The sequence below is a fragment of the Pseudomonadota bacterium genome, assembly GCA_041395565.1.
In the GTDB taxonomy this organism is placed as follows: domain Bacteria; phylum Pseudomonadota; class Gammaproteobacteria; order UBA9214; family UBA9214; genus UBA9214.
Genome location: JAWLAI010000014.1, coordinates 1 through 1746 on the forward strand (window position 1 = coordinate 1; position 1746 = coordinate 1746).

The following is a 1746-nucleotide window of genomic DNA, read 5'->3' on the forward strand; positions in this document are numbered from 1 at the left end:
ATGGCGGCCCAGTTTACCAAGGTGACCGCCAGTTACGGCCCGCTGGTCTTCACCGGCTACGACGTACCCGACTTACCGCGGACCAATAATGATTTGGAGCAACTGTTTGGCGGATTGCGCCACCAACTCCGCCGCACCACGGGACAAAAGAACGCCCCGGCTAGCCTGGTGGTGTGCGGCGCCACCCGCTTGCCGGCCGCCGTGGCGAGTCAGCTTCACACGTTTACCGCCGCCGAACTGGCGTCCGCCGACCTCGAGCAGTGGCGGATCGTGCGCGCCCGCGGGGAACAACGCCGCTGGCCACGGGTGTTGGGTCGGCGGTTTCGGCAGGATCCAGAGGCCTATTTGCAGGCCCTGGAAGAACGCTTGATCAAGCTGAGTTTGCCGCCCTAGTTTTTTTTCTAGGAAAGTAAACCTGGCTTGAGGGTCTAAGGTAGTATCCCTACTGAAACGCGAGTGGAGGAGGATGCCATGGCCCGCATCACGCCACGCCCGCCACCGACGCAAGCGGTGGTGTTAAGCTGCCTGAACCGGTGCTGTCCGGTGTGTGGGGGACCGCTCTGGTTTGCCTATGACAACGCCCGTACGGTCACGACCCTGGAGGTGGTGCTGGCCGTCACGTTGCAAGTTCGGCGCTGTGTGAATCCGGCCTGTGCGTTTTACCACCGGCCGTACCGACCGGAACTGGAAGGACGGCTGGCCTTGCCGCATCACGAGTTTGGCCTGGACGTCATCGCCTGGATTGGCGCCTGTCGGTATCAGGATCATGACACGGTGCCCGAGATCCACCAGGCGTTAATCAACCGCGGGGTGGTGATTGCCCCGCGCACGGTCGATCACTTGCTGGGGCGCTATGAGGAATTGGTGAGTGTAGTGCTGGCCACCCCGGCGTCCCGGGCTGGCTTGCGCCAGCAGGGCCGGCTGATCCTGGCGGTGGATGGCTTGCAACCGGACAAAGGCCACGAAGTACTGTGGGTGGTGCGCGAGGTGCTGTCGGGAGACATCCTGCTGGCGCGCAGCCTGTTGGTGTCCGGGCGTGACGACCTGAGCGCGTTATTGCGGACGGCGCTGCTCGGATTGGAGAACGTGCCGGTGGTGGGCGTGATCAGCGATGGCCAGCAGGCCATCCGGCAGGCGGTGGCCGAGGTCTTGCCTGGGATCCCGCATCAACTCTGCCAGTTTCATTATCTGCGGGAGGCCGGCCGGCCGATTTGGGAGGCCGATCGGCACGCGCAGAAGGAATTACGCAAGCGGGTGCGCGGGGTGCGGCCGATCGAGCGGGCCGTCGAAGACCGAACCGATCCGGAAGCCGAGGTCATCCGGGGGTACTGTGCGGCGGTTCGGGGCGCGCTCGGGGATGGCGGTCAGCCCCCGCTCGCCCCCGGGGGTCTGCAACTCCAGCACCGCTTGTCCGCCATTGCCGCCAGCCTGGACCGGGTGGCCCAAAAAGGGGGGTGCCCGCGCCGCTGAGCCGCCTCCAGCAGGCCTTGCGGCGGGCCTTGGAGGCCACGGCGCCGCTCTGGCCGGAACTGGTCATCGGCCAAGGGTGGTTGGCGGAGGCGGCCTACCTCCTGGCCAATCCCGACGGCGCCGATCGCGCGACGGTCGAGGCCCGGTATGCCGTGCTGCTCGCCGATATGCAGGACGAAGCGGCTCCCTCGGCGAACTTGCAAGCGATGGCGGCCCAGTTTACCAAGGTGACCGCCAGTTACGGCCCGCTGGTCTTTACCGGCTACGACGTACCCG

Annotated in this window: 3 protein-coding genes; all 3 read left to right on the forward strand. The window is 66.0% G+C overall.

The features are described 5' to 3' along the window. Positions 1 to 393, forward strand: a 393-nt coding sequence (locus tag R3F42_16325; GenBank protein MEZ5543581.1) for an ISNCY family transposase, incomplete at its 5' end; no start/stop codon positions are given. A gap of 78 nt (positions 394 to 471) precedes the next feature. Next, on the forward strand, positions 472 to 1470 hold the full coding sequence (locus R3F42_16330; GenBank protein ID MEZ5543582.1) for a hypothetical protein: 999 nt from the start codon (positions 472 to 474) through the stop codon (positions 1468 to 1470). 29 nt (positions 1471 to 1499) lie between these two features. Next, on the forward strand, positions 1500 to 1746 hold a 247-nt coding region (locus R3F42_16335; GenBank protein ID MEZ5543583.1), incomplete at its 3' end, for an ISNCY family transposase.

Coding starts and splice junctions, on each gene's coding strand:
- R3F42_16330 (MEZ5543582.1), top strand. CDS start 472: ATGGCCCGCATCACGCCACGCCCGCCACCGACGCAAGCGGTGGTGTTA.